We start from the raw sequence: 24,454 nt of genomic DNA on the forward strand, positions 1-24,454 counted from the left end.
GAAATAGCGGCATGGCTTTTACCTTTACTATCGATTTTAATGCCATTATTACCGGTTCTGGAGGGGATACTACCGATTATTGCTTCAATACTACCGATTATAGAGTGATTACTTCCGATTATCGTCCTAATACTACCAATTGTAAAAAATTCCTACCACAAGCCCTCAGGTTATCCCTCTAGCCAATCGTTATCGATTGTTTCAGGCATCCATTGGAATTTTTCAAGCTGAATCCGCATCTTTTCATTCACTGAAATATTTTCCTTCTCTAATAGCTCTTTTTGTCTGTAACCATCGCTCACGACAATCTCACCTTTTGCATTAATAACTCGATGCCATGGAAGCTCATATTTTGCGCTCATTGAATGAAGTACTCTTGCCACCTGTCTAGCAGCACGCGGATTGCCGGCAAGCCGAGCGATTTGTCCGTATGTAGCAACCTTCCCGATTGGAATATCACGAATGGTTTGAATGATTTTTTCTGTAAAACTTTCCATGTTCACTTCACCTACGGCCAGTATAGCATTTTTATGTTAAAAAATAACGAAAGGGGTAAAGGTAATAAGAAGAAGGGAGCGAATATAATGAACGTTAAAAATGCTAGCGATGTAAAACGATTCAATGATGGGAGATTAGTTAGAACACAGTTATTCCAAGAAGGCAAAACAACCGTATTTGTTTTGAATTTTTTGCCTGGACAAAAATTGCCGCCACATCCGCATCCAGATTCCCATGTGTATTTATATATCATCGAAGGAAAAGGAGTATGTACAATCGATGATCAGCAGTATGCAATTGCTGAAAAGGATGTGATTCATGCAGTGGATAATCAGCATGTAAGCGTCGAAAATACAGGTGATGCTCCATTAAGTATCTACGTTGTTCAAGCACATGAATCATTATAAAGTGCTTGAAAATCTTCCGTTAATCGGGCACAGTTAAACAAAAAGGAAGAAAATGAATGACAACAATTATGATTGTGGAGGACGACTCGAAAATTGCTACACTTTTACGAAGTCATCTTGAAAAATATGGTTTTAACGTCGTGCTTGCAGAGAACTTTGAATATGTAACCGAGCTTTTTCAAGAAGTAAACCCAGCTCTTGTCTTATTAGATATTAATTTACCTAGCTATGATGGATATTACTGGTGCCGGCAAATCAGGCAGGTTTCAACGTGCCCGATTTTATTTATATCTGCGCGCTCTGGAGAAATGGATCAAGTAATGGCACTAGAAAATGGAGCCGATGATTTTATTACGAAGCCTTTCCACTATGAAGTCGTGATGGCCAAAATCCGCAGCAATTTGCGTCGAGCTTACGGCGAATATGCACCTAAGCTGGAGGAGCGGGTGATCGAGCTAAATGGACTTAAACTTTATGTAGAACGGTTGGAGCTGCAAAAAGGAAATGCAGTCGTTTCATTAACAAAGAAAGAAGCGATTCTGCTCGAATTATTAATGAAACGATCACCGAGAGTAGCAAGCCGTGAAGTGATTTTAGAAAAGCTTTGGGATGATCAATCGTTTGTAGATGAAAATACACTTAATGTGAATATTGCCAGAGTGAGGAAAAAGTTGCAGGAGCTTGGGATTGAACAGGCGATTGAAACAGTAAGAGGTGCTGGATATAAAATCACTTCAGCTTGGGAGTCGGTTTGATGAAGCTATTTTTACGAGAGCATATCCCACTTATTTGCATTAACATCGTTCAGCTCCTCTTCATTTTATCCACCTTTTGGCTTGGTGGATATCGAGATTATCCACTTGCTTTATATGCATTGTTTCTAGGAACTTTCTTATTAACCGTTTATTTATTTTATCGCTATATAACACATAAAGAGTTTTACAAACGGCTAACGGTAATGATGACGGAATTGGATGAGGCGAATCGAGTAATTGGTCATGCTCCGCTTGCGAATGCACTCGAGAAGCTATTAAAAAGGCAATATACTCACTATATGAATGAATTACACGTACAGACAAAAAAGCGCAGTGATCATCTAACATTTATTAACCAATGGGTGCACCAAATGAAAACTCCGCTATCAGTTATTGAATTAATTACCCAAGAGGCCGATGATGAGAAGCTTGAAAGCATTCGGGAAGAAGCGGATAAATTAGGAAAAGGGCTTGAAATGGTGCTTTACGCAGCAAGGCTGGAAGCATTCGAGCATGATTTCCAAGTAGGGCCTGTTTCGTTGAAAAAAACGATTGAGCAGGCGATACGTGAGAATAAACGTTTGTTTATAAAAAACAGAGTTTATCCGGAAACGGATTTAGCAGCAGATATCATTATTGAATCAGATGAAAAATGGCTCATATTTATTTTGAACCAGTTTATTACAAACGCTGTGAAATATTCGGCTGGAAAAGCGCAAAAGATCCAAATCACGCTCTTCCAATCAGAAGATCACGCTTGGATCGAGGTTCATGATCACGGAATAGGAATTGCGCAAACGGATATGAAACGCGTCTTTCGCCCTTTTTTCACAGGAGAAAATGGTCGGATGTACCGTGAGTCAACGGGAATGGGCTTATATTTAGCGAAGGAAGTATGCGACCGGCTTGGTCATGAGGTCAAAATCGATTCGGAGCAAGGGAAAGGGACGGCGGTGAGAATTACTTTTTTTTCAAAGTCAAAAGAAGCAAATTCAAGAAAATAGTGCTCTTGCGGCATAGATTATCCACTGAGGCTTATGTTCACCTCTCTGTAAAGCAAGGCGAACTTGGCAGAATTTCCTTCCGCTTTCTAATTACCTTACAAAAATGTAATAAAAGTGAAAGCTGAACCGATGGTTAATATCCCCCTTTTTCCCTTACACTAAATGTAGTTGAGAAAGGGGTTTTTCAATTGGATGTATTAAAAATTAAAAACTTAAGTAAAGTATACGATGGAAAAGTGGCGTATAGAGCTTTAAACGATATTCATTTAACGATTGAAGCAGGCGAGTTTGTAGGGATTATGGGACCATCAGGAAGCGGGAAAACAACCTTGCTCAATATGGTAGCGACAATTGATCAACCAACATCGGGATCGTTATTGATCAATGACAAAGACCCATTTCGCTTAAAGCATCATGAGCTTGCACTGTTTAGACGACGAGAGCTCGGCTTTGTTTTCCAAGATTTTAACCTGCTGCCCACGTTAACGGTGGAAGAAAATATTGTTTTACCGCTGACACTCGATGGTGAGAAGGTAAAGGTAATGGAGCAAAAGGTGCAGACAATTGCTAAAAGGCTTGGAATTGAGGGGATATTGAAAAAGCGCATTTATGAAATTTCGGGAGGACAAGCGCAAAGAACAGCGATCGCCCGTGCGATCATTCATGAACCAGATCTAGTTCTAGCCGATGAACCGACAGGTAACTTAGATTCAAAATCGTCGAAGGCAGTGATGGAAACCCTTGAACAAATTAATAAAAGGGATCAAACGACAATGATGATGGTGACGCATGATGCGATTGCAGCGAGTTACTGTGACCGGGTTGTTTTTATTAAAGACGGAGAGCTTTTTAATGAAATCCATCGCGGAGATAACCGCCAAGCCTTTTTCCAGAAAATCATTGACGTGTTATCGCTGTTAGGAGGGGATTCACATGACCTTTCGACAATTCGCATTTAATAATGTCATGCGTAATAAGCGGACGTATGCAGCTTATTTTTTAAGCAGTACGTTTTCTGTGCTCGTCTTTTTTATCTATGCGATCTTTGCCTTTCATCCTTCTTTAAGAGCAATTAACGTCAATGTGGCAGTTGGCTTACATTTTGCCGAAGGAATCATTTACGTTTTCTCATTTCTATTTGTCCTTATTTCCATGAGTGCATTTTTAAAGTCTCGTAAAAAGGAATTCGGCCTTATGGTAATGCTAGGGATGACAAATATGCAGTTACGTAGAATGGTCTTTTTAGAAAATGTCTTTATCGGGTTTTTTGCCACTCTTTCTGGAATGGGGCTTGGGCTCGTGTTCGGAAAACTGTTGTTGCTAGCCGCAGAAAATATTTTAAAGTTGGAAGAAACCTTGCCATTTTATTTACCGATTCAAGCGTTACTTTTAACATTTATTGCTTTTATGTTATTGTTCGTTATTATTTCCTTTACCACCGTTTCGATTTTAAAAGGGAATAAGCTTATCGATTTAATTAAGGGCAGCGCGGCACCGAAGAAGGAGCCAAAATCATCGATTGCCTTATCAATCATTGCTATATTATTACTGGCTATCGGTTATACCGGGGCATTAATTGTTCGTGGGATGGAAGTAACGATCGCGATGATTCCAGTCACGATTGTTGTAACAATTGGAACGTATTTTCTTTTTACACAGCTAAGCGTCTATACGATTCATCGACTCAGAAAAAGAAAATCATTATTTTGGAAAAAAACGAATATGCTGCTTTTTTCAGATCTTGCTTATCGTATGAAAGACAATGCACGGACGTTTTTCTTTGTCGCGATTGTCTCGACGGTTACGTTTTCAGCGATTGGTTCACTCGTTGGTTTTCGGTCAATGATGACAAACGCGATTGTGCAAGAAAGCCCATTTGCTTTTACGTATTTAAATGAAGGCGATAAGCAAGAAACAGAACATATACAGCTAATTAAAAAGGAGCTTGACGCCTATCCTTATAAAGAGGCAAGCGTAAAAGTGAAAAAGGTTTTGATAGAAAATACAGCCAATGCCGCATCAATTGTCAGTGTCTCGGAATTTAATCGGCTTGCAGAACTTAGCGGGGAAAAGGCTGAAAACATTCATCTTCAAGGCAACGAAGCGATCTCCCTCCAATTCGAAGCCACAATTGGGGTAAGCCCTGAGATTGATAAACAAGAATCGATAAGATTAGCTGGAAATGATGTTGTTCTTGAACGGAAAGATGTCATTTATTCCAATGTATTTGCCGATTACAGACCTTATATCATTGTTGCCGATTCGCTTTTTGCTGACTTGCAAAACGTAGAAAGTGAACAAAGCTACCATGCCTTTTATATAAAAGATTGGAAGGAAACGCTTGAAGCTGGGAAAAACTTAACGAAGGTGTTAGATTATTATGGGGATGGCTACCAATTTCGTTCATTAGCTGTTGGTTGGAATGACATAAATCAAGGCTATGGAGCTATTCTTTTTGTTGGTCTGTTTATCGGGGCGGTCTTTTTTGTGGCGGCAGGCAGCTTCTTATATTTCCGCCTTTATGCTGATTTAGATGATGAGAAGCAGAAATTTAAAGCAATTGGCAAGCTTGGAATCACCGATAAAGAGTTATCAAAAGTGTTGACGATTCAGCTTGGTTTGTTATTTTTCGTCCCAATTATTGTTGCAGTGATCCATGGGGCGGTTGCACTCACAGCCTTGCAAAATATGTTTAACTTTAATTTGGCAAAGGAATCTGCACTTGTGCTTGCAAGCTTTGCTGGCATTCAAGTCATTTACTTTTTATTCATCCGTGCCAATTATATTCGGAAAATTAAAAGGGCGATGTAAAGAGAGGAAAGAGCACCTACATAAGTGCTCTCCTTCTTTATAACTATTTTTTTAGCAATTCTACCTTTCCAATACCTTCAACGATAAATGTTAGCTTCTTAGCTTGCTGATACGATGTGAACGGTAAGTTTGTGGAAATAATCGTTTGCTGATCCTTTTCAGTCAACTGGAATCCTTCTGCTTCATATACATGTCCATCTTCATCCATCAATTTCATTTTCTCTACAAAAGGACTTTCGTTGTCAAAGATACCTTCAATCGAAAATGTAAGCTGTAGCGATGTTGGGTTAGCCTTGGCGGAGCTGACTTGAATTATCGCTGATCGATTGGCCATTGTGTATTCAGTGATTGGAATGTTTTTCTCTGTATTAGCAATAGGTAAATTCCATGTACCATCAATTTTCTTTACTTCATCCACACCGTAAAAAATATTGACACTCTCTATTTCTACTACCGCATTATTTAAATGAGGGATGATTCCTTCGTTGGAATGCAGTAACACTTCATATTGAATGGTACCTGTTTTTACATCAAGGATTGGGTTTTGCTGATCAGCACCAGAGATGTAGCTGTGGTTACTTATCTTTGGTTTTGTATCTGGAATAAATTCTTCAATGTATTCACCGTCACCGTTCTTTACTCGATAATCAAGCGAAACTTCTGTCACCTGATCGTTAAGAATAGTAGGATTATTAAACTGTAACTGAAATCCTAGCCCTAATTTATTCGCGTCTGAAAAATGCTGGGACAATGTGATCTGAATCTGCTGATCGGTAATGGATTGATGATTTTCTTGCACGAATCCTTCCGAAATCGATCGCTCGATGCCTTTATCCCCAAAGCGAAAGAAATCTTGTATGCTCGCTAAGGCTTGTTCATTTGCAACAATAATGCCAGTCGCGATCATGGCACAGGCAGCCGCCGTGACCCTTCTCCATATGTTGAAATTTCTTTTCCTTTTTGAGCGTACTTGAATGATTTCGTACGTCCGATCTAATGACTCTCTTATAGCTGTTGGTATTTCCTTTTTTTCATTCATCACTTCATTAAATTCCTTTTCGAAGTTGTTTTTCATATGCGATCGCTCCTTCACCTTTGTAATAATTATTTCTTAATATCGATTTGGCTCTGGAAAGTCTGGATTTAATTGTCCCTTCCGGCTCTTTCAAAAATGCACTGATTTCCCGGACGTTTAATCCGACAATAAAGTATAGAACTAAAGCCAATTTATAATCTTTATTCAAGCTATTTAGTGCATCTTCCATCTCGATTTTTTGAAAGTCATCGGTACCCAATTCAGATAGGTGTTGCACATCAACGGAAGAAAAATGATTTCTTTTATTAAGTAAACTATTACATTGGTTGATCAGTATTTTATAAATCCATGTGTTAAAATACGCATCGTTTTTTAAAGTATGTAATCTTTCATATGCTGTTATAAGCGTCTCTTGTAACACATCTGCGACATCTTCGTCATTGTTTAATAATTTACTCGCTGTTCGATACAAAACATCTTCATATTGCTTCACAAGTGAAACAAATGCTTCTCCATCTCCCCTTTTTGCCTTTTTCACTAATTTTTTTACTGTACTCATATAAACACCCCCTGTCCCTTTTTTGCTTTTCAATCTATTAGATACAGAATGGTATCGCTTCGTTGCATTGGTTGAAAATTTTTTAAAAAAGCTTAAATGTCTTATTTATTATACTTCGCCTTAAGAAGGTGAGAATAATCTGGTGTTGACAACCAAACGATGATCATGTAAATTTTAATTGGAATTGATAATCGTTATCATTTACCTTCGAATTATTGTCGAGCGTTTAAATAGGGAGCACGGTTGCACGATTGTGATGGTGCTTCATGATATTAATCATGCCGCTCGTTTTTCGCATGAATTGATTGCGATGCGCCAAGGAAAAATCATAACGTTTGGTTCACCGGAAGAAATTTTAGCAAATGATGTGCTTAAACAAGTGTTTAATATTAACGCCCGGATTATGATCGACCCTGCCAATGGGGCACCTGTATGTTTTGGATATGATGAGTTGGAGGAGAATGTGAAATGCTGAAGGAAGTTACTTTGGGGAATACGGAAGCATGGACGTATCATTCAAAGGAAATGGACGATGAATACGAAATCAGAGTCGCTTTACCTAAGTCGCCGCCCCCTGAAGAAGGCTATCCGATTATTTATGTGCTTGACGGACAGTCATATTTTCAATTTGCCCGAGACGTTATCCGTCTGCAATCTAAAAATTCTGCGAAAACCTTTGTACATGAAGCGATTGTAGTTGGGATTGGACATGCGGGGGAAGACGAGGATATAAGAAAACGTCGCTTTTATGATTTTACCGCTCCTGCTAAAGAGTATATATACCCTGAACGCTTAAAGGGTTTTGATGTAGGAAAACATGGAGGGGCGAAAAAGTTTCTTCATTTTATTGAAGAAGAATTAAAGCCTAGGATAGAGAAACGCTATATAATTAATAAAAAGAAGCAAGCTTTGTTCGGTCATTCGCTTAGCGGGCTCTTTACATTATGGACACTTTTCACAAAACCAGCTGCTTTCCAAACCTATTTAGCATGCAGTCCATCAATTTGGTGGAATGATTATGAACTTTTCAAGTATATGGAGGCGTTTTTACAGCAAAAGATTGAAAAGATACGTATTCACATTACCGTCGGGGAATATGAGCGTTTTATGGTCGATGATGCGAAACGAATGGCACATGAGTTAATAACAAAAATACCAGAAGCCGTTCTCGAATGTGAATACTATATCGCCCCGGAGGAAAATCATGCTTCTGTCGTGCCGACGATTATGAGCCGCGCTATTCGCTTCGCTTGCAGGTCCTGAAATGTAGGTGAGATTTGTCGGAAAAAGTCATTCGATATCAGAAAAGGCTATTGCGATTATGCTATACTATATTAAAAATGGCATGGGGGTGATGATCATGGAGGAAACCTTAAAGCAAATCTTAAGCGAGATTAAAGGATTAAGAGAAGATGTATCGGTGTTAAAAACAGATGTATCAGGTTTAAAAGAAGGTCAACACCGACTTGAAACAGACGTATCAGGTTTAAAAGAAGATGTATCGGATTTGAAGTCGGGTCAAGAACGGATTGAAACAAAGGTAGATCATCTATCATCAGAGCTTCGTAGCAATTTCAAGTATACTCAGGATAAATTAGATGAACACCGTCATATTTTCGAAGTTGTTTCTAACGAAATAAAAGGTGTGAAAGTCGATATTGAATACTTAAGTTCGAAAACAGGCAGGCATGATACGGAGCTTAATAATATCATTAACCGACTTAGAGGTTAAATCAGGATAAATAGAATCAAAAGAAACCAGTCAATGAAAAGATCATTGGCTTTTTTTTATTTGTGATGTATAGTGTGTATATAGATATACACACATAAACTTATAGGAGGGAATGTGATGGAAAGCTGGAAGCAAGCACTATGGTTAGTGAAGTTTGAATTTAAGGCGTATAAGAAAAGTATGTTTTCGATTTTACTCATTTATGTAGCATCTTTATTAGTTCTCGTTTATTCATTGGAGAGCGATATAGAGCCGCTTGATGATCTTTTCTTTGTCATTATTTTTTGGTTTATGTTTTATTTTACAAGGCCAAAAGAGATGCAATTACAAAAAATGAGTGGAGAATTTTGGGGTGTACCGTATTTTATGGTATTAAAACAGTTGCCGATTCCTAAAGATGTTTTAATAAAGAGCCGATTTCTTCAATACTACGTCACTTCGGTTCCAGCCCATTTATTTATTCTTATCTTGCTTTTTATCAGTTCAACGATGTTAGGAGAGGCATTATCTTTCGGAGAATATATTTCATTCTCCCTTATTTGGCTAAGTTCCGGCATTGCCTTTGGCTCCATTTATCCGGCTAGCGATTCTGGTGAATATATCTCAAAAATCAAATGGATCGTTTATAGTATCATCACATTTGTTGTTTTGTTCGGAGGATTTATTGGTGTTCATGTATTCACTGGCGAAGGGATTGTCTATTGGTCGATGGTCGCAGCTAGTAATTGGCCCATCCTTTCAGCGTTGATTTCGATTGCTGTTGCCGGGATCTCCTTGATCTACTGGCCGCATTATCTAAATAAAAGAATCGAATCCATCGATTATTATAAGTAGAAGGAGAGGGGTGCAGATGAAACTTCCAATTCGCCTTTCAAAAGATTCACGAGAACCGATTTATTTTCAAATAGAGGAACAAATTAAAGCATTGATTGCGAGTGGGCAATTGAGTGAAGGAATGCTTCTGCCTTCGATTCGCTCTCTTTCTAAAGATCTTGAGGTGAGTATGATTACGACGAGAAGGGCCTATCAAAATTTAGAGCAACAGGGATGGATTCGCACGACACAGGGGAAAGGGACGTTTGTTGCTAAAATGGCTGAAGAGATCAAGAGTGATATTAAGATCGCTACGGTCAAACAAGCTTTTGAAACAGCCATCGATACCGTACTTCGCCATGATTATACTTTAGAAGAAGCGATGGACATCTTTCAAGCAATCATTGAGGAGTACAAAAGGAAGGGGGAGTAACGATGGATCAGGCGATCAAGTTAACAGCGATACGAAAACAAATCGATGATTTCCAATTAGGGCCAATTGATCTGCACATAGAAAGGGGCATGATGACTGCTCTTGCCGGCAATAATGGAGCAGGGAAAAGTACGCTGCTGAAAATCATAATGAATTTAGTTAAACAAGATGATGGAAAAATAGAACTTTTTGGTGAGCTCGTTCGTAAAGATGAAGAGGACTGGCAGAAGAAAATCGCTTATTTGCCTCAATCGATGCCTGGAGCGCTTCCGTTTACGGGAAAAGATTTAAAACAATTAGTTTCCCGCTGGTACCCAGATTGGGATGAACGATTATTTAAGCAGATGATGGATGCATTTGAGGTGCCGCTGACGAAGCAATATGAAAAGTTATCACAAGGGGCTAAACAAAAATTGAATTTAGCACTTGCTCTGCCACGAAAAGCAGAATTGCTCATATTAGATGAACCGACATCACATCTCGACATTCCGGCAAAAAAGGTCTTGCAGGACTTTCTCGTAGAGTGGATGGAACAAGAGGAAAGAACGGTTATTTTTGCTAGTCATCAAGTGGAAGAAATTCGTAAGCTTGCTGATTATATTGCTGTAATGAAAGACGGGACATTGATTGGCCAATTTGAGAAGGAGCAGTTGACAGAGCAATATAAACGTTATTGGCTGACAAGTCCTTTACAAGAAATCAGAATACCGGGTGAAGTGGAACGTCAAGATCAGACGCTTGTTACGAATCGCCCGCAAGAAACAGAAGCATTTTTTGACAGCAATCATATTCAATGGACGGCTACAAAGGCAGTAGAGCTAGATGAAATTTTAACATGGATGTTAACGAAGAAGGGGTGAGCACGGTTGGAAAATGTATTAACGGTTAGCAATCTAGGAAAATCGTTTAAAACGAAACGAGTACTTCAAGATATTAGTTTCGATGTGCGAAAAGGCGAGATCATGGCGATACTAGGTCCAAATGGTGCAGGGAAGTCAACGACAATCCGCAATATTATGGGGATTATGTACCCTGATGAAGGAAGCATCACTTTCCATAACCATCAGGAAAATGAAATCCCCCGCCATAAAATCGGTTATTTGCCAGAGGAACGTGGCTTATATAAAAATGTTAAAGTGATGGATATGATTTTATATTTAGCTAATTTAAAAGACTATCCATTGAAAAAGGCTAAAGAGCGTGCTCTATCTTATTTAAAAAAGTTTGACCTAGATGGGAAAGAAAAGGTATCCGTCGATGAGCTATCTAAAGGGATGGGGCAAAAAGTCCAATTCATCGCATCAGTCATACATGAACCAGAACTGCTTATTTTGGATGAACCTTTTTCCGGTCTTGACCCAGTGAGCCAAGACGTATTTAAAAAGGAAATACGGGAGCTTGCGGATAGTGGCACGGCAATTTTATTATCGTCTCATCAGATGAATATGGTCGAGGAATTATGTGATCGTTTATTTATGATTAATCGCGGACAAAAAGTGATCTACGGGACGATCGAAGATGTGAAAAATGAATACGCGAACTTCAAGTGTTCGATTAAAGGGAAAAATGAACTTGCTTTATTAGAGCAATTGCCTAACGTGCAACGGATTAAGCATACGGAAGATGCATCGGTTATTTATTTAACGCCAGATGTTGTAGTGCCAAGCTGGCTTAGACAGCTCCCAGAAGATTTGCATATACAGGAGTTAGCGATTGATCGAATTTCCTTACATGAAATTTTCATAGATGTAGCAACTGGCAGACATGGAGGTGCGGATCATGCGTAATAGTTTAAAAGTAGCCAAATGGGAAATCAAACGGAATATGACAAATAAATCGTTTATCATCTCGCTTTTATTAACGCCGATTCTTTTTATGGTATTCTTTTTTGTTCCTTCTCTATTCAGTGGCAATGATACAGAAGATATCGTTAACGTGTACATTCATGATGAGCTAAATCTTTATAGTGAAATCGAACGAATCGTCGAGGAACGCGAACTGACTACTTGGAATCTAGAAAAAACCGATCTAGAGGAAACAGCAATGGAAGAGCAAGCTGCATCATCGGAAGGCACTGTTTATATCGCATTGACAGAGGCCGGACTTGAGCAAGGCAAGATGAATATGTACATGAGTGACGATATTGAGGAGCATTTTCTTTACGAATCTTCGATTTTAGAAGAGCCACTTCGACAATTGCAAATGGAACAAATCGGTTTAACCGCTGAACAAAAAGCAGCGATCGCCAATCCAATTACACTTGAACCCGTCATGATTGAGCATGCGGATAGTAACGAGGCTATAACTGCGGAAGAGGCTGGTGCCGATCCACTTAAGCGAATCATCCCTGGAGCTTTTGCCGGTATTATTCTCTTTTCGATTGTTATGACAGGAATGATGATTTTCCAATCTGCTTCACAGGAAAAGAAGGAAAAAGTAGCAGAAATCATTTTATCATCGTTAACGCCAACTGAACTAATGCAAGGGAAAATCATCGGGTATTTTGTACTCGGAATTACGCAAGTGCTTGCCTGGATGATCTTTATCGTTCCACTTGTTATTTGGAAACTTGACATTCCAATCATGGAATATTTACTCGTTCCAGAAACAATTTTGCTTTTATTAATTGCTTTCGCTGGTTATTTTCTTTTCGCGGCAATCTTTGTTGGACTTGGAGCAACAGTAGAAGAGTTGACAGCGACGAGCAATTTCCAAGGAATGGTCATGATGCTTCCGTTTTTACCGTTTATTTTTATCGGTCCGATCATTAGTGATCCAAGCGGAATCATCGCCAAAGTTGGAACGTATATTCCTGTTACTTCACCTGGAATCCTTCTTATTCGATTATCGATGCTGGAAGAATGGCCATGGGTGGAAATAATCATTGCACTTGCCGTTCTTGCCATTAGTATCTGGCTATTTATGAAACTAGCAGGTAAGATCTTTAAAATCGGTATTTTAATGTATGGAAAAAATGCCACACCAAAAGAAATTTGGAAATGGATGTGGACATAATTTATGTGGTTCGAAAATCCAGTTCATTTGTTTGAACTGGATTTTTGATATACCTAATTAGATAGCGATTTTACCCAATTAAGGATCTGTCTTATGGAAGTGATAGCGATTCTTGGCAATAATGATAGAAATATAGCGAATAATCCTATATAATAAATTATTAAGTAAAGCAACGGGAGATGTGGAAAAAGGTGTCTGTAAAACTAACGGAAGAACAACAAGTTAAAAATCGGGGGCGCTTATTGGTCAACTGCCCGGATCAACCTGGGATTGTTGCGGCGATTTCGAAGTTTCTATATGAACATGGTGCAAATATTATTGAATCAAGTCAATATACGAGTGATCCAGAAGGTGGCGCATTTTTTATTCGAATCGAATTTCATTGCGAAGGCTTGCTAGAAAAGCGTGAGCAAATGGAAAAGGATTTTGAAGAACTTGCCGCTAATTTTTCAATGAAACACGATTTTACGTATGGAAGCAACCGCAAGAGAACGGCGATTTTTGTTTCGCAGGAGCCCCATTGTTTAATGGAGCTTTTATGGGAATGGCAAAATGGCGATCTTGAGACGGATATCGCGGTTGTGATTAGCAATCACGAAAATTCTAGACAAGTGGTAGAGTCATTTGGTATTCCGTTTCATTACATCCCGGCAAACAAAGACATTCGCAAACAGGTGGAGGAAGAGCAAATTCGTTTAATGAAAGAATATAACATCGATTTGCTTATTCTTGCGCGTTATATGCAAATTTTGACACCTGAATTTGTTAGCCATTTTCCAAATCAAATTATTAATATTCATCATTCTTTCTTACCAGCATTTATTGGCGCTCGTCCTTATGAAAGGGCGTATGACCGAGGTGTGAAATTGATTGGTGCGACATCGCATTACGTAACGAATGATCTTGATGAAGGTCCGATCATTGAACAAGACATCGATCGTGTCGATCATCGCGACCATGTAACTGATTTGAAAAAAATTGGCCGACAAATTGAACGCCGAGTGCTTGCTCGTGCAGTAAAATGGCATCTTGAAGATCGTGTCATCGTTCACGGCAACAAAACAATCGTGTTTCAATAATTACCAACGCCTCCGTCTTATCTTTTTCGATAAGGCGGGGGCTTTTTTATATGGATAAAGCCCATATTTCATCGAAACCACGCATATATTTAGAGAAAGATTTATCATTGGTGAAATGAGGGTATTGAATAAAGAGAGCGATTGAAGGAGGGTTCGATTATTGTGACAAACGAAAAGTTGACAAACTATATTCATGGTCAATGGTCATGCTCACCAGATGTAGAATATGTGAACGTCATGAATCCTGCCACCGGAGAGATTATTGCTCAAGTACCTTTATCGGCGAAAAGTGAGGTCGATAAGGCAGTCATAGCTGCAAAACAGGCACAAAAAGAATGGGCACTCGTTCCAGCTCCACAACGCGCTGAAATATTATATAAAGTTGGCATAATGTTGATGGAAGAAAAAGAGCGGATTGCTCAATTGTTAACAATGGAAAATGGAAAAGTGATCGAAGAAGCCCGCGGGGAAGTACAGGAAGGCATTGATATGGCTTTTTATATGGCAGGGGAAGGCAGGCGCTTAATTGGCCAGACAACTCCATCCGAATTAAAAGATAAGTTTGCGATGAGTATTAGGGCGCCTGTCGGTGTTGTTGGAATTATTACCCCGTGGAATTTTCCAATTGCAATCGCAACATGGAAGTCGTTTCCTGCGATTGTTGCTGGCAATGCGGTCATTTGGAAGCCTGCGACGGAAACACCACTGATGGCATTTGAGCTGGCTCGAATTTTTGAAAAAGCGGGCTTGCCAAAAGGTGTGTTAAATATCGTGTTTGGCTCAGGTTCAACGGTTGGTAATGCAATGGTGGAACAAGAGGGAATTCGTGTCATTTCCTTTACTGGTTCAAATGATGTCGGGAGAAAGATTGCGGAAGCGTGCGGAAGAAACTTAAAGAAAGTATCGCTCGAAATGGGTGGTAAGAACGCGGTCATTGTAATGGATGATGCAGATCTAGATCTTGCTGTTGAAGGAATTGTATGGAGTGCATTTGGTACGAGTGGGCAAAGATGTACGGCATGCAGCCGAGTCATTGTTCATGAAAAGGTGAAAACACAATTAGAAGAGCGGTTGTTAACTGAAATGAAAAAACTAACGACTGGCAATGGACTAGATGAAGATGTGAGAGTTGGGCCGATCATTAATCAAGCTTCCTTGAATAAAATTAAAAGCTGCATCGACATTGGCATCGATGAAGGGGCGACGCTGAAAGCGGGCGGTTATGTGATCGATGAGGGAGAACATGCAAAAGGATTTTATTTCGCACCAACTTTATTTACAAATGTGTTACCAACGATGCGAATCGCTCAAGAAGAAATTTTTGGTCCTGTTGTTTCCATGATCGAAGTGAGAAGCTTTGCGGAAGCGATTGAAGTAAATAATCAAGTGACGTACGGATTATCGAGTTCCATTTTTACAAAAGATGTGAATCTTGTTTTTGCCGCTCAGCGCGATTTAGATACAGGGATCGTGTATGTCAATGCCGGAACGACGGGAGCCGAAATTCATTTGCCTTTTGGGGGAACAAAGGGAACCGGCAATGGGCATCGTGATTCGGGTGTGGCAGCATTGGATGTGTTTACAGAATGGAAAAGTATTTATGTCGATTTTAGCGGCAAACTGCAAAGGGCACAAATTGATACGTGAGAAAGAGAAATCCCTAGCGTGTAGAAAGGGGTGGATCAGCAATGAAAGTGATTGTTTTAGGTTCAGGGCTCATGGGTAAAGAGGTCGTCCGTGATTTACTAAAAAGTGAAGAGGTAACGACTGTTGGACTTGCGGATATTGATTTGGAACGAGCTAACGCTGTTTGCGCTCATTTGCAAGCACCGAAGTTAAAAGCTCACTTTGTCGATGCTACAAATACGGAAATGCTTGCCGAAATCATTCGTTCCTACGATATCGTCGTCAATGCTTTATTTTATTCATTTAATGAACTTGTTGCCCAAACAGCCGTAGAAGTAGGGGTGCATTGTGTTGATCTCGGCGGGCATATTGGTCATATAACTGATAAAGTGTTGCAGTTAAAAACCGAGCATACGACAGTCATTCCCGATTTAGGTGTGGCACCTGGGATGAATAATATTTTAGCTGGATATGGCGCGAGTAAATTAGATAAAGTATCTTCAATTAAAATGTATGTCGGCGGGATTCCATTAAAACCTGAACCGCCGCTCGAATATAATCATGTGTTTTCAATGGAAGGGGTGCTGGATCATTATACGGATCCTTCCATTATTGTCCGTAATGGAGTGAAACAAGAAGTATCATCTTTATCAGAAGTGGAGAAAATTTATTTCGATCATTTTGGTCCATTAGAGGCATTTCATACGTCAGGTGGCACATCAACATTGCTTTATTCGTATCCAATTTTAGATGAATTGGAATATAAGACGATTCGTTATCCAGGCCATGCGGAAAAATCCAAGTTACTCGTCGATTTAAATTTAACTCGTAGGGAAGTTGAAGTCGAGATAAAAGGGCAGAGGGTTAAACCGCGGGACGTACTATTAAAAGTTCTCGACCCGATCGTTGCCTTAAATGGAAAAATAGATGTCGTGCTCTTGCGTGTCATTGTTTCTGGTGAAAAAAACGGCGAACAGAAAACATATCAATACGAAATGATCACATATAAAGATGTTGAGAATGATGTGACAGCAATGGCACGAGCGACAGCAAATACGATCTCAGTCGTCGCGCAAATGATTGGAAATGGGATCATTACAAAAAGAGGTGTCTATCCGCCAGAACAAATTGTACCCGGAAAGCAATACATTGCTGAGATGGCGGAACGTGGCGTTAACATTGTAGAAAGTGAATGGTCGTCTTAAATTAAAAAGCTTGTCTGGGGGGAATCGAATGCATTCGTGCCGTGCATTGTAAGTACTTCATCAACGGTGTAAATGGAAATCCTTTTCGAAATCCCGCACAATGTAAAAGCTTCGTCACAAGGTAAATCGAATGCGTATCGAATGCCCGTGCAATGTAAAAACTTCGTCACAGGGTAAATCGGATGCGTATCGAATGCCCGCACAATGTAAAAACTTCGCCACAAGGTAAATCGGATGTGTTTCGAGTGCCCGTACATCGTAAAAACTTCACCACAAGGTAAATCGAATGCGTATCGAATGCCCGTGCAATGTAAAAACTTCGCCACAAGGTAAATCGAATGCGTATCGAATGCCCGTGCAATGTAAAAACTTCGCCACAAGGTAAATCGAATGCGTATCGAATGCCCGTACAATGTAAAAACTTCGCCACAAGGTAAATCGGATGCGTATCGAATGCCCGTGCATCGTAAAAACTTCACCACAAGGTAAATCGATGCGTATCGAATGCCCGTGCAATGTAAAAACTTCGCCACAAGGTAAATCGGATGCGTATCGAATGCCCGTGCATCGTAAAAACTTCACCACAAGGTAAATCGAAAGAGCTTCGAATGCCCATGCAATGTAAAAACTTCGCCACAGGGTAAATCGGATGCGTATCGAATGCCCGTACGTTGTAAAAACTTCGCCACAAGGTAAATCGGATGCGCTTCGAATGCCCATGCAATGTAAAAACGTCGTCATAGGGTAAATCGAATGCGTATCGAATGCCCATGCAATGTAAAAACGTCGTCATAGGGTAAATCGAATGCGTATCGAATGCCCATGCAATGTAAAAACGTCGTCATAGGGTAAATCGAATGCGTATCGAATGCCCGTGCAATGTAAAAACTTCGCCACAAGGTAAATCGAATGCGTATCGAATGCCCGTACAATGTAAAAACTTCGCCACAAGGTAAATCGGATGCGTATCGAATGCCCGTGCATCGTAAAAACTTCACCACAAGGTAAATCGATGCGTATCGAATGCCCGTGCAATGTAAAAACTTCGCCACAAGGTAAATCGGATGCGTATCGAATGCCCGTGCATCGTAAAAACTTCACCACAAGGTAAATCGAAAGAGCTTCGAATGCCCATGCAATGTAAAAACTTCGCCACAGGGTAAATCGGATGCGTATCGAATGCCCGTACGTTGTAAAAACTTCGCCACAAGGTAAATCGGATGCGCTTCGAATGCCCATGCAATGTAAAAACGTCGTCATAGGGTAAATCGAATGCGTATCGAATGCCCATGCAATGTAAAAACGTCGTCACAGGGTAAATCGGATGTGCTTCGAATGCCCATGCAATGTAAAAACTTCGTCACAAGGTAAATCGATAGTCCTTTTTATATAAAAATCGAGTGAAGAAAACCTTCACTCGGTTTATTTTAAATTTCGCTTCCATCATTATGAGCAGGTAGCATCATCCTAAGGGCTTTATCCTTTCGATATCCAAGCACGTATTCTGCCTGCATAATTGTATGGATCTCGCGTGTTCCTTCGTAGATCACCGGCGCTTTTGAATTTCGCAAATAGCGTTCAACGGGGTATTCATTTGAATACCCGTATGCACCGTGAATTTGCACGGCATCATCCGCTGCTTGATTGGCAAAATCACATGCTTGCCATTTGGCGAGCGATGTTTCTTGAGTGTTTCTTTTCCCGCTGTTTTTCAGCTCTCCAGCCCGATAGACGAGGAGGCGACTCATTTGTAGACCTGCTTCCATGTTTGCGATCATTTGTTGGACGAGCTGATGCTTGCCGATTGGCTTGCCAAATGTTTTACGATCATGGCAATATTTTATACTAGCTTCCAGACATGCCATGATTAAACCACAAGCACCTGCCGCAACGGTAAACCGCCCGTTATCAAGCGCAGACATGGCGATTTTAAAGCCTTCTCCTTCATTTCCAAGAACATTTTCTATCGGTACTTTTATATTGTCAAAATAAAGTTCTCCCGTATTGCCGGCGCGAATGCCTAATTTTCCTTTGATCGCTTTTGAGGAAAAGCCCTCCATCGTTCGTTCCACGATAAAAGCAGTGATGCCCTGATGTTTCTTTGCTAAGTCCGTATACGCAAAAACAAGGAAATGATCAGCTATGTCACATAAAGAAATCCATGTTTTTTGTCCGTTTAATACATAATGATTCCCGATTTTCACAGCCTTCGTTTGTATTGCAGCGACATCTGATCCTGCATCAGGTTCTGTTAACGCATAGGCGCCGATTTTTTCCCCTTTTGCTTGCGGGATTAAATATTTCTGCTTTTGTTCCTCTGTTCCCCATTGCAATAATGTCATTGAATTTAAGCCGGTATGAACGGAAACCGCCGTACGAAACGCGGTGTCCCCACGCTCAAGCTCCTCACAAACAATCGCCAAACTGTTATAATCCATCCCGCTGCCACCATATTGTTCCGGTATACAAACCCCCATGAGACCAAGATCAGCAAGCCTTTTTAAAATCCTTTGATCAAAATGCCCATTAGCGTCCCAATCTCGAATATACGGCATGATTTCTTTATCAACGAATTGTCGTACTGTTTTCCGAAGCAATTCCTGTTCAACAGTAAAATCGAAATTCATGAAATCACTCCCTTTTTATCTGTTTATGGTTTTTGATCCGGGAAAAGACCATTGTTTTTAATAAGTATAAACTTTTCATATTAAAGGTTGGGGCATGCTTGACTCAGAGTTACAAGTCAAATTGATATGATGCTTAGAAGCTGACTGCTCGCAATTTCCCTTGCTCATTTCTTTTCAAAATGTACTTAATCAAACGTTTGATTAGGGGAAGGAAGCCTAGAATGGCAATATTCTTTGGGTTTATCTTTTTCATTCCCTATACAAACGAATAATAACTTAAAATAACACCGATCCTCAAAATCCTTTGAAGATCGGTGTTATATGTTAACTCACGTTGTCTCCCTCTCGATTAATTTCACAGGGATGACAATATCAAGCTTTGCTCTCGTTTCTTCTTTGTTAATAAAATTCAATAAGGCATTTGCTGCTTCTTCGCCTAATTTCTTTTTGTTTTGGTCAATGGTTGTAATGCTTGGATAGCTATATTTCGAAATAGAAATATTATCAAAGCCGATGATTTTTACGTCTTGTGGCACGCTTATATTATTTTCTCTCATTGCGATTAATGCACCAAGGGCAAGCCAATCATTTGTGGCGAAGACGCCATCAAAGGTAATTCCCTCTTTAATGAATTTATCCACGGCTACCTTTGCTTCTTCGAAGGTAGTGTAGGTCAGGTCGATGATTAGTTCATCGCGGACTTTGAGGTTCCCTTTCTTTAAGGCATCTGCATATCCTTTATATCTTAGACGGATCGTTGAAAGGTCTTTTCTACTTCTAATGAGTAAAATATTTTTGCATCCTTCGTTTATTAATTTTTCTGCGGCAATATATCCGCCTACATAGTTATCTGATTCCACGATGGCAATGTTTTCATCAATATTAGGCTTGCGGTCGATACAAACAATCGGTATATTTCTGTGCAATGAATGGAGCGATAGATCTTCATTCCCTGATATATAAATTAATCCATCCACATTTTTCGCATCAAGGCTCTTTAAGTATTCCTGTTCTTTTTCTTCTTCATTGTTCGTATTACATATAAATACAGAATACCCTTCAGAGAAAAAGAAATTTTCAATTTCCAATACGATGCTGGAGAAAAATTCGTTTTTTATATCGGGAACGATTACACCAATGGATTTCGATTGTCTCATTCGTAAACTTTTGGCCACCATATTTGTTTTATAGCCGTACTCCTTGATAACGGCACGTACTTTTTCTTCTGTTTCTTTAGAAAATCTGCCATTTTGGTTGATTACCCGAGAAACAGTTGCGACAGATACATTGCATAATTCCGCAATCTCTTTCATAGATAAATTCTTTTTTTGGTTCATCGTGCACCTCACACATACTAATACTCCGATCATCACTATGCTACTATATAAATTTATTTTGTGAAAGCAGGGGAACCATTAAAATGAAGGACCTAACTCTAAATTTAGAGTTAGGTCCTAACATGCGTTATTTCACGTTGATTAATGGCTCACCATGCTTTACATCTCCAGCATTTAAAATGGATACATCAGTAAAGGATGCTGCATTTGTCACAATGACAGGTGTGTAAATCGGATATCCTTTTGCTTTAATTTGTTCTAAATCAAATTCTGCGATTAAATCTCCCGCATTCACATGCTGGTCTTGTTCTACATGTGCAACAAAAAGCTCGCCGTTCAATTCAACTGTGTTAATACCGATATGAATTAATATGTCGGCACCGTTAGCTGTTGTAATTCCATAAGCGTGCTTCGTAGGAAAAACGGTTGACATGACACCACTTGCAGGTGCATAAACCTTTCCATCAGAAGGAATGATGGCAATTCCTTCACCTAATAACTTTTCGGAAAATACACCGTCAGCTACTTCTTGTAAATCGACTACTTTCCCTGTGATAGGGCTGTTGATCACTTGCTCGCTATCGTTTGATGCAGGAACTGTTTTAACATGGTTCACTTGTTCTTCATTTTCACCATCTTCTGTTTCTTCGTCCACAGGATCTTCAAATCCTAAAATCATTGCTGCCACAGCTGCAACGACAAAACAGATTAATAAACCGATAACATATTTAGTGAATGTGCTTCCTACGAAAGCAGGTAAAGTTGTTAATCCACCGAATACAAAGGCATTGGCAATAACTTGGAACCCACCGATAAATGCGCCCCCAGCAGCACCACCAATAATTGCCGCAATGAATGGACGTTTAAGTTTAATGGCAACACCATAGATTGCTGGCTCTGTAATTCCCGCAAAGAAAATAGAAATTAATGCAGAAAGGGAGAATGAACGCATTCTTTTATTTTTTGTTTTAATTAAGACACCTAATGTTGCACCAGCGATACCAAAGTTAGCAGCCGCTGTAAGTGGGACAATTTTATCAAACCCTAATGTACTAATATTGCTGATCATAATTGGGTTAACTGCCCATTGTAATCCGAAAACAACGAAAACATTCCAAACGCCACCGATTAATGCACCGGTAATCCAACCATTTGTTTCACTCAAGTAATTAATCGCATTTGCTAGCCCTTCACCAACGTAAACACCGAATGGTCCGAATGCAATTGCTGTAAGAGGAACAATTATAATAAAAGAAATAAGTGGAACTAAAATGATTTGCATGCTTCTCCAAATATGCTTTTCTAAAAATCTTTCTAGATAAGAATATGCCCAAATTGCTAATATTGCTGGAATAACCGTCGAAGGATATGACATCAATACAACTGGAATACCAAAGAAATCAGTTGTTGCTCCATTTCCTAGCCCTTCAAGTAAACCCATGAAATCAGGGTGAATGAGGGAAGCTCCTATTACTGCTGCGATATATGGATTTGCTCCGAATCTTTTAGCTGCCGTCACAGATAGTAAGATAGGCAAGAAGTAGAATACACTTAATGATGCAGCTGATAAGATGCCGTATGTTCCAGAATCCTCGCTTATCCAACCAAGTTGATTACAAATCATTAATAATCCGCGTAATACCCCGGCACCAGCCAATACGGGCAATAATGGTGTGAAGATCGCCGATACGACGTTAAAGAATCGACCGATCACATTTCCAGATGCCTCTTCTTTCGGTGAATCTGATTTTTTTACTTCAATATTTGCTACATTTAATAAATCTTTATAAACATGTGAAACATGTGTACCGATAATGATCTGATATTGTCCGCCTTTATTAACGACAGACAATATATCAGGAGAGGATTTAAGTGCTTCTGTGTTTGCTTTTGAATCATTTTTTAATTTAAAGCGTAATCTCGTTGCACAATGTGTGACGGATGAAATATTATCTTCTCCACCTATATTTTTAACAATCATTTTTGCTAATTTTTCGTAAGTCATGGTGTTTTTCCCTCATTTCCAAATAGATAAGCGCTTTCCAGGCGAGCAAAGAAAAATAAGGGAGTACTTATTTTTCTTTGGATACCTATATTTAGCATAAAAATTGATCTTCAATTGTGCCAATCATTTCAACACGATTAGCATGTCTTCCACCTTCAAACTCTGCTTCCAGCCAAGATTTAACAATCATTTTAGCAAGTTCGCTGCCAATGACACGAGAACCGAAAGCGAGGATATTCGTATTATTATGCTGCTTAGAAAGCTGAGCCGTATAAGGCTCGCTACATACAACTGCACGAATTCCTTTTACTTTATTGGCAGAAATAGAAATTCCTACTCCAGTTCCACAAATTAAAATACCTGCATCTGCTTTCTTCTCAACAACTTCAAGTGCGACTTTCTGTCCGTATTTAGGATAGTCCGTGCGCTCTGATGATTGTGGGCCAAAGTCGACAACTTCGTGGCCGAGTTCTTGTAAGTATTCAATAATAGTTGGCTTTAATTCTAATCCAACATGATCACTTGCAATTGCAATTTTCATCATTTGTTCCTCCTATATTATAAAGCCCGAAGCTTCTCTGTAATTGTTTTGTATGATTCTTCTTTTCCAAAAAGGGCAGAGGTTCCTAATACAAATCCTTCAACTCCAACCGCTGATAACTCTTGAATTTTTTCTGGTGAAATCGCACCATCCACAACGACTTGGAACTGATTATTACCTTCATTTTTTATTTTGCAAAGCTCTTCGATTTTGTCGTTTACAAACGGTAAATATTTTTGTCCTGCAAATCCTGGGTTTACAGTCATGACGAGTACGTAATCGACTAAGCTTAATAACGGCTCGATCGATGCGATCGATGTACCAGGGTTAATAGCAATGCCTGGTTTGACATCATTTGTACGAATCCGGTCGATCGTTCTTGCCGGATGCATGTCCGTTTCAGGGTGGAAATAAATAATATCTGCGCCTTTCTCTGCGAATAAATCAATATAAGCAGACGGATTATCAATCATTAAATGAACATCAACGGTTTTTTTTGTCGCTGACCGGATGTACTCAAAATCTTGCAGCCCCATTCCAAAGTTTGGGACAAAATTCCCGTCCATGATGTCAATATGATAAATATCAACATTGGCTTCTTCTAATGCGTTCATTTCATCTTCCAAAGATCGGAAATTAGCGCACATCATAGAAGGACAAATTAACTTTTCCATGCTTAACACCTTCATTTCTTTTTATTTAATGCACATCGAGTAATCGTTTACCCATATGAGTAAACGATTACTCATCAATCAAAATAAAAATAAGGATGAGTTGTAAGTTTCGATGATACTTGGGTAATCGTTTACCTAATTTCATATTAACACGTTATGATAATAAATCAAGCTATTTTTGCAACTTCCTATTTCTTCGAAGAAGGAAATTGTCATGAAGTATACCAGACCAGTTATAACCAACATTAATTAAACGCTTGATTAATAGGATGCACATCGTAGGGGTTTATTTTGATT

At 39.4% G+C, this 24,454-nt stretch carries 23 protein-coding genes and 1 pseudogene; 16 read left to right on the forward strand and 8 right to left on the reverse strand.

What is annotated here, in order from left to right:
* Positions 1–170: 170 nt before the first annotated feature.
* Positions 171–497: an MGMT family protein gene (locus KHA95_RS18755; protein ID WP_213139086.1), complete on the reverse strand. Its 327-nt coding sequence runs from the start codon at positions 495–497 to the stop codon at positions 171–173.
* A gap of 87 nt (positions 498–584) precedes the next feature.
* Here KHA95_RS18755 and KHA95_RS18760 point away from each other — a divergent pair, with 87 nt between their 5' ends.
* The 5 genes from KHA95_RS18760 to KHA95_RS18780 all read left to right on the forward strand — a co-directional run bounded on the left by KHA95_RS18760 (position 585) and on the right by KHA95_RS18780 (position 5,475).
* Positions 585–905, forward strand: a complete 321-nt coding sequence (locus tag KHA95_RS18760; RefSeq protein ID WP_213139087.1) for a cupin domain-containing protein — start codon at positions 585–587, stop codon at positions 903–905.
* Positions 906–961: 56 nt separating this feature from the next.
* Complete coding sequence (locus KHA95_RS18765) at positions 962–1,660, forward strand: response regulator transcription factor (protein WP_213139088.1); 699 nt, start codon at positions 962–964, stop codon at positions 1,658–1,660.
* Complete coding sequence (locus KHA95_RS18770; RefSeq protein ID WP_213139089.1) at positions 1,660–2,664, forward strand: sensor histidine kinase; 1,005 nt, start codon at positions 1,660–1,662, stop codon at positions 2,662–2,664. The genes KHA95_RS18765 and KHA95_RS18770 overlap by 1 nt, the downstream gene beginning before the upstream one ends.
* A 188-nt stretch (positions 2,665–2,852) precedes the next feature.
* Positions 2,853–3,623, forward strand: a complete 771-nt coding sequence (locus KHA95_RS18775) for an ABC transporter ATP-binding protein (RefSeq protein ID WP_213139090.1) — start codon at positions 2,853–2,855, stop codon at positions 3,621–3,623.
* Complete coding sequence (locus KHA95_RS18780; RefSeq protein WP_213139091.1) at positions 3,598–5,475, forward strand: FtsX-like permease family protein; 1,878 nt, start codon at positions 3,598–3,600, stop codon at positions 5,473–5,475. The genes KHA95_RS18775 and KHA95_RS18780 overlap by 26 nt, the downstream gene beginning before the upstream one ends.
* 43 nt (positions 5,476–5,518) lie before the next feature.
* Here the strand turns inward: KHA95_RS18780 and KHA95_RS18785 are convergent, their stop codons facing one another.
* Together KHA95_RS18785 and KHA95_RS18790 are read right to left on the reverse strand one after the other, a co-directional pair.
* Positions 5,519–6,550 carry a DUF4179 domain-containing protein gene (locus KHA95_RS18785; RefSeq protein WP_213139092.1) on the reverse strand — a complete coding sequence of 344 codons (1,032 nt, stop codon included), beginning with the start codon at positions 6,548–6,550 and terminating at the stop codon, positions 5,519–5,521.
* Positions 6,522–7,070, reverse strand: coding sequence for an RNA polymerase sigma factor (locus KHA95_RS18790; protein ID WP_213139093.1), 549 nt, complete (start codon positions 7,068–7,070; stop codon positions 6,522–6,524). The genes KHA95_RS18785 and KHA95_RS18790 overlap by 29 nt, the downstream gene beginning before the upstream one ends.
* 214 nt (positions 7,071–7,284) lie before the next feature.
* Between KHA95_RS18790 and KHA95_RS18795 the strand changes: the two are divergent.
* From KHA95_RS18795 to KHA95_RS18845, 11 genes and pseudogenes are all read left to right on the forward strand, one after another.
* A pseudogene (locus tag KHA95_RS18795) lies at positions 7,285–7,545 on the forward strand (ABC transporter ATP-binding protein); the annotation flags it as partial.
* Entirely contained in the window at positions 7,539–8,333 is a 795-nt protein-coding gene (locus tag KHA95_RS18800) for an alpha/beta hydrolase (RefSeq protein ID WP_213139094.1), read from the forward strand. The pseudogene KHA95_RS18795 and the gene KHA95_RS18800, both read left to right, overlap by 7 nt.
* A gap of 97 nt (positions 8,334–8,430) precedes the next feature.
* Positions 8,431–8,802 (forward strand): hypothetical protein, encoded by a 372-nt coding sequence (locus KHA95_RS18805; RefSeq protein WP_213139095.1) that lies wholly within the window; start codon positions 8,431–8,433, stop codon positions 8,800–8,802.
* 117 nt (positions 8,803–8,919) lie between these two features.
* Positions 8,920–9,636, forward strand: a complete 717-nt coding sequence (locus KHA95_RS18810) for a hypothetical protein (protein WP_213139096.1) — start codon at positions 8,920–8,922, stop codon at positions 9,634–9,636.
* A 16-nt stretch (positions 9,637–9,652) separates the two neighbouring features.
* Positions 9,653–10,048 carry a GntR family transcriptional regulator gene (locus tag KHA95_RS18815; RefSeq protein WP_213139097.1) on the forward strand — a complete coding sequence of 132 codons (396 nt, stop codon included), beginning with the start codon at positions 9,653–9,655 and terminating at the stop codon, positions 10,046–10,048.
* A gap of 2 nt (positions 10,049–10,050) precedes the next feature.
* Complete coding sequence (locus KHA95_RS18820) at positions 10,051–10,908, forward strand: ABC transporter ATP-binding protein (protein WP_213139098.1); 858 nt, start codon at positions 10,051–10,053, stop codon at positions 10,906–10,908.
* Positions 10,909–10,914: 6 nt separating this feature from the next.
* Positions 10,915–11,835: an ABC transporter ATP-binding protein gene (locus KHA95_RS18825; RefSeq protein ID WP_213139099.1), complete on the forward strand. Its 921-nt coding sequence runs from the start codon at positions 10,915–10,917 to the stop codon at positions 11,833–11,835.
* Positions 11,828–13,063, forward strand: a complete 1,236-nt coding sequence (locus KHA95_RS18830; RefSeq protein ID WP_213139100.1) for an ABC transporter permease — start codon at positions 11,828–11,830, stop codon at positions 13,061–13,063. Before KHA95_RS18825 ends, KHA95_RS18830 begins: the two co-directional genes overlap by 8 nt.
* Positions 13,064–13,242: 179 nt before the next feature.
* Positions 13,243–14,142, forward strand: coding sequence for a formyltetrahydrofolate deformylase (gene purU, locus KHA95_RS18835; protein ID WP_213139101.1), 900 nt, complete (start codon positions 13,243–13,245; stop codon positions 14,140–14,142).
* A gap of 162 nt (positions 14,143–14,304) precedes the next feature.
* Positions 14,305–15,789, forward strand: a complete 1,485-nt coding sequence (locus tag KHA95_RS18840; protein ID WP_349305502.1) for an aldehyde dehydrogenase family protein — start codon at positions 14,305–14,307, stop codon at positions 15,787–15,789.
* A gap of 41 nt (positions 15,790–15,830) precedes the next feature.
* Positions 15,831–16,973, forward strand: a complete 1,143-nt coding sequence (locus KHA95_RS18845; protein WP_213139103.1) for a saccharopine dehydrogenase family protein — start codon at positions 15,831–15,833, stop codon at positions 16,971–16,973.
* Between the two features lie 1,427 nt (positions 16,974–18,400).
* Here KHA95_RS18845 and KHA95_RS18850 read toward each other — a convergent pair.
* The 5 genes from KHA95_RS18850 to rpe all read right to left on the reverse strand — a co-directional run bounded on the left by KHA95_RS18850 (position 18,401) and on the right by rpe (position 24,157).
* Entirely contained in the window at positions 18,401–19,600 is a 1,200-nt protein-coding gene (locus KHA95_RS18850) for an acyl-CoA dehydrogenase family protein (RefSeq protein ID WP_213139104.1), read from the reverse strand.
* Positions 19,601–19,929: 329 nt separating this feature from the next.
* Complete coding sequence (locus tag KHA95_RS18855; protein WP_213139105.1) at positions 19,930–20,937, reverse strand: LacI family DNA-binding transcriptional regulator; 1,008 nt, start codon at positions 20,935–20,937, stop codon at positions 19,930–19,932.
* A 127-nt stretch (positions 20,938–21,064) separates the two neighbouring features.
* On the reverse strand, positions 21,065–22,942 hold the full coding sequence (locus KHA95_RS18860) for a beta-glucoside-specific PTS transporter subunit IIABC (RefSeq protein WP_213139106.1): 1,878 nt from the start codon (positions 22,940–22,942) through the stop codon (positions 21,065–21,067).
* A 91-nt stretch (positions 22,943–23,033) separates the two neighbouring features.
* Positions 23,034–23,483 carry a ribose 5-phosphate isomerase B gene (gene rpiB, locus KHA95_RS18865; RefSeq protein WP_213139107.1) on the reverse strand — a complete coding sequence of 150 codons (450 nt, stop codon included), beginning with the start codon at positions 23,481–23,483 and terminating at the stop codon, positions 23,034–23,036.
* Between the two features lie 17 nt (positions 23,484–23,500).
* A complete protein-coding gene (gene rpe / locus KHA95_RS18870; RefSeq protein WP_213139108.1) occupies positions 23,501–24,157 on the reverse strand; it encodes a ribulose-phosphate 3-epimerase in 657 nt (218 codons plus the stop codon).
* Positions 24,158–24,454 lie beyond the last annotated feature (297 nt).

Source organism: Bacillus sp. FJAT-50079, assembly GCF_018343515.1.
Classification (GTDB): Bacteria; Bacillota; Bacilli; order Bacillales; family Bacillaceae_C; genus Lederbergia.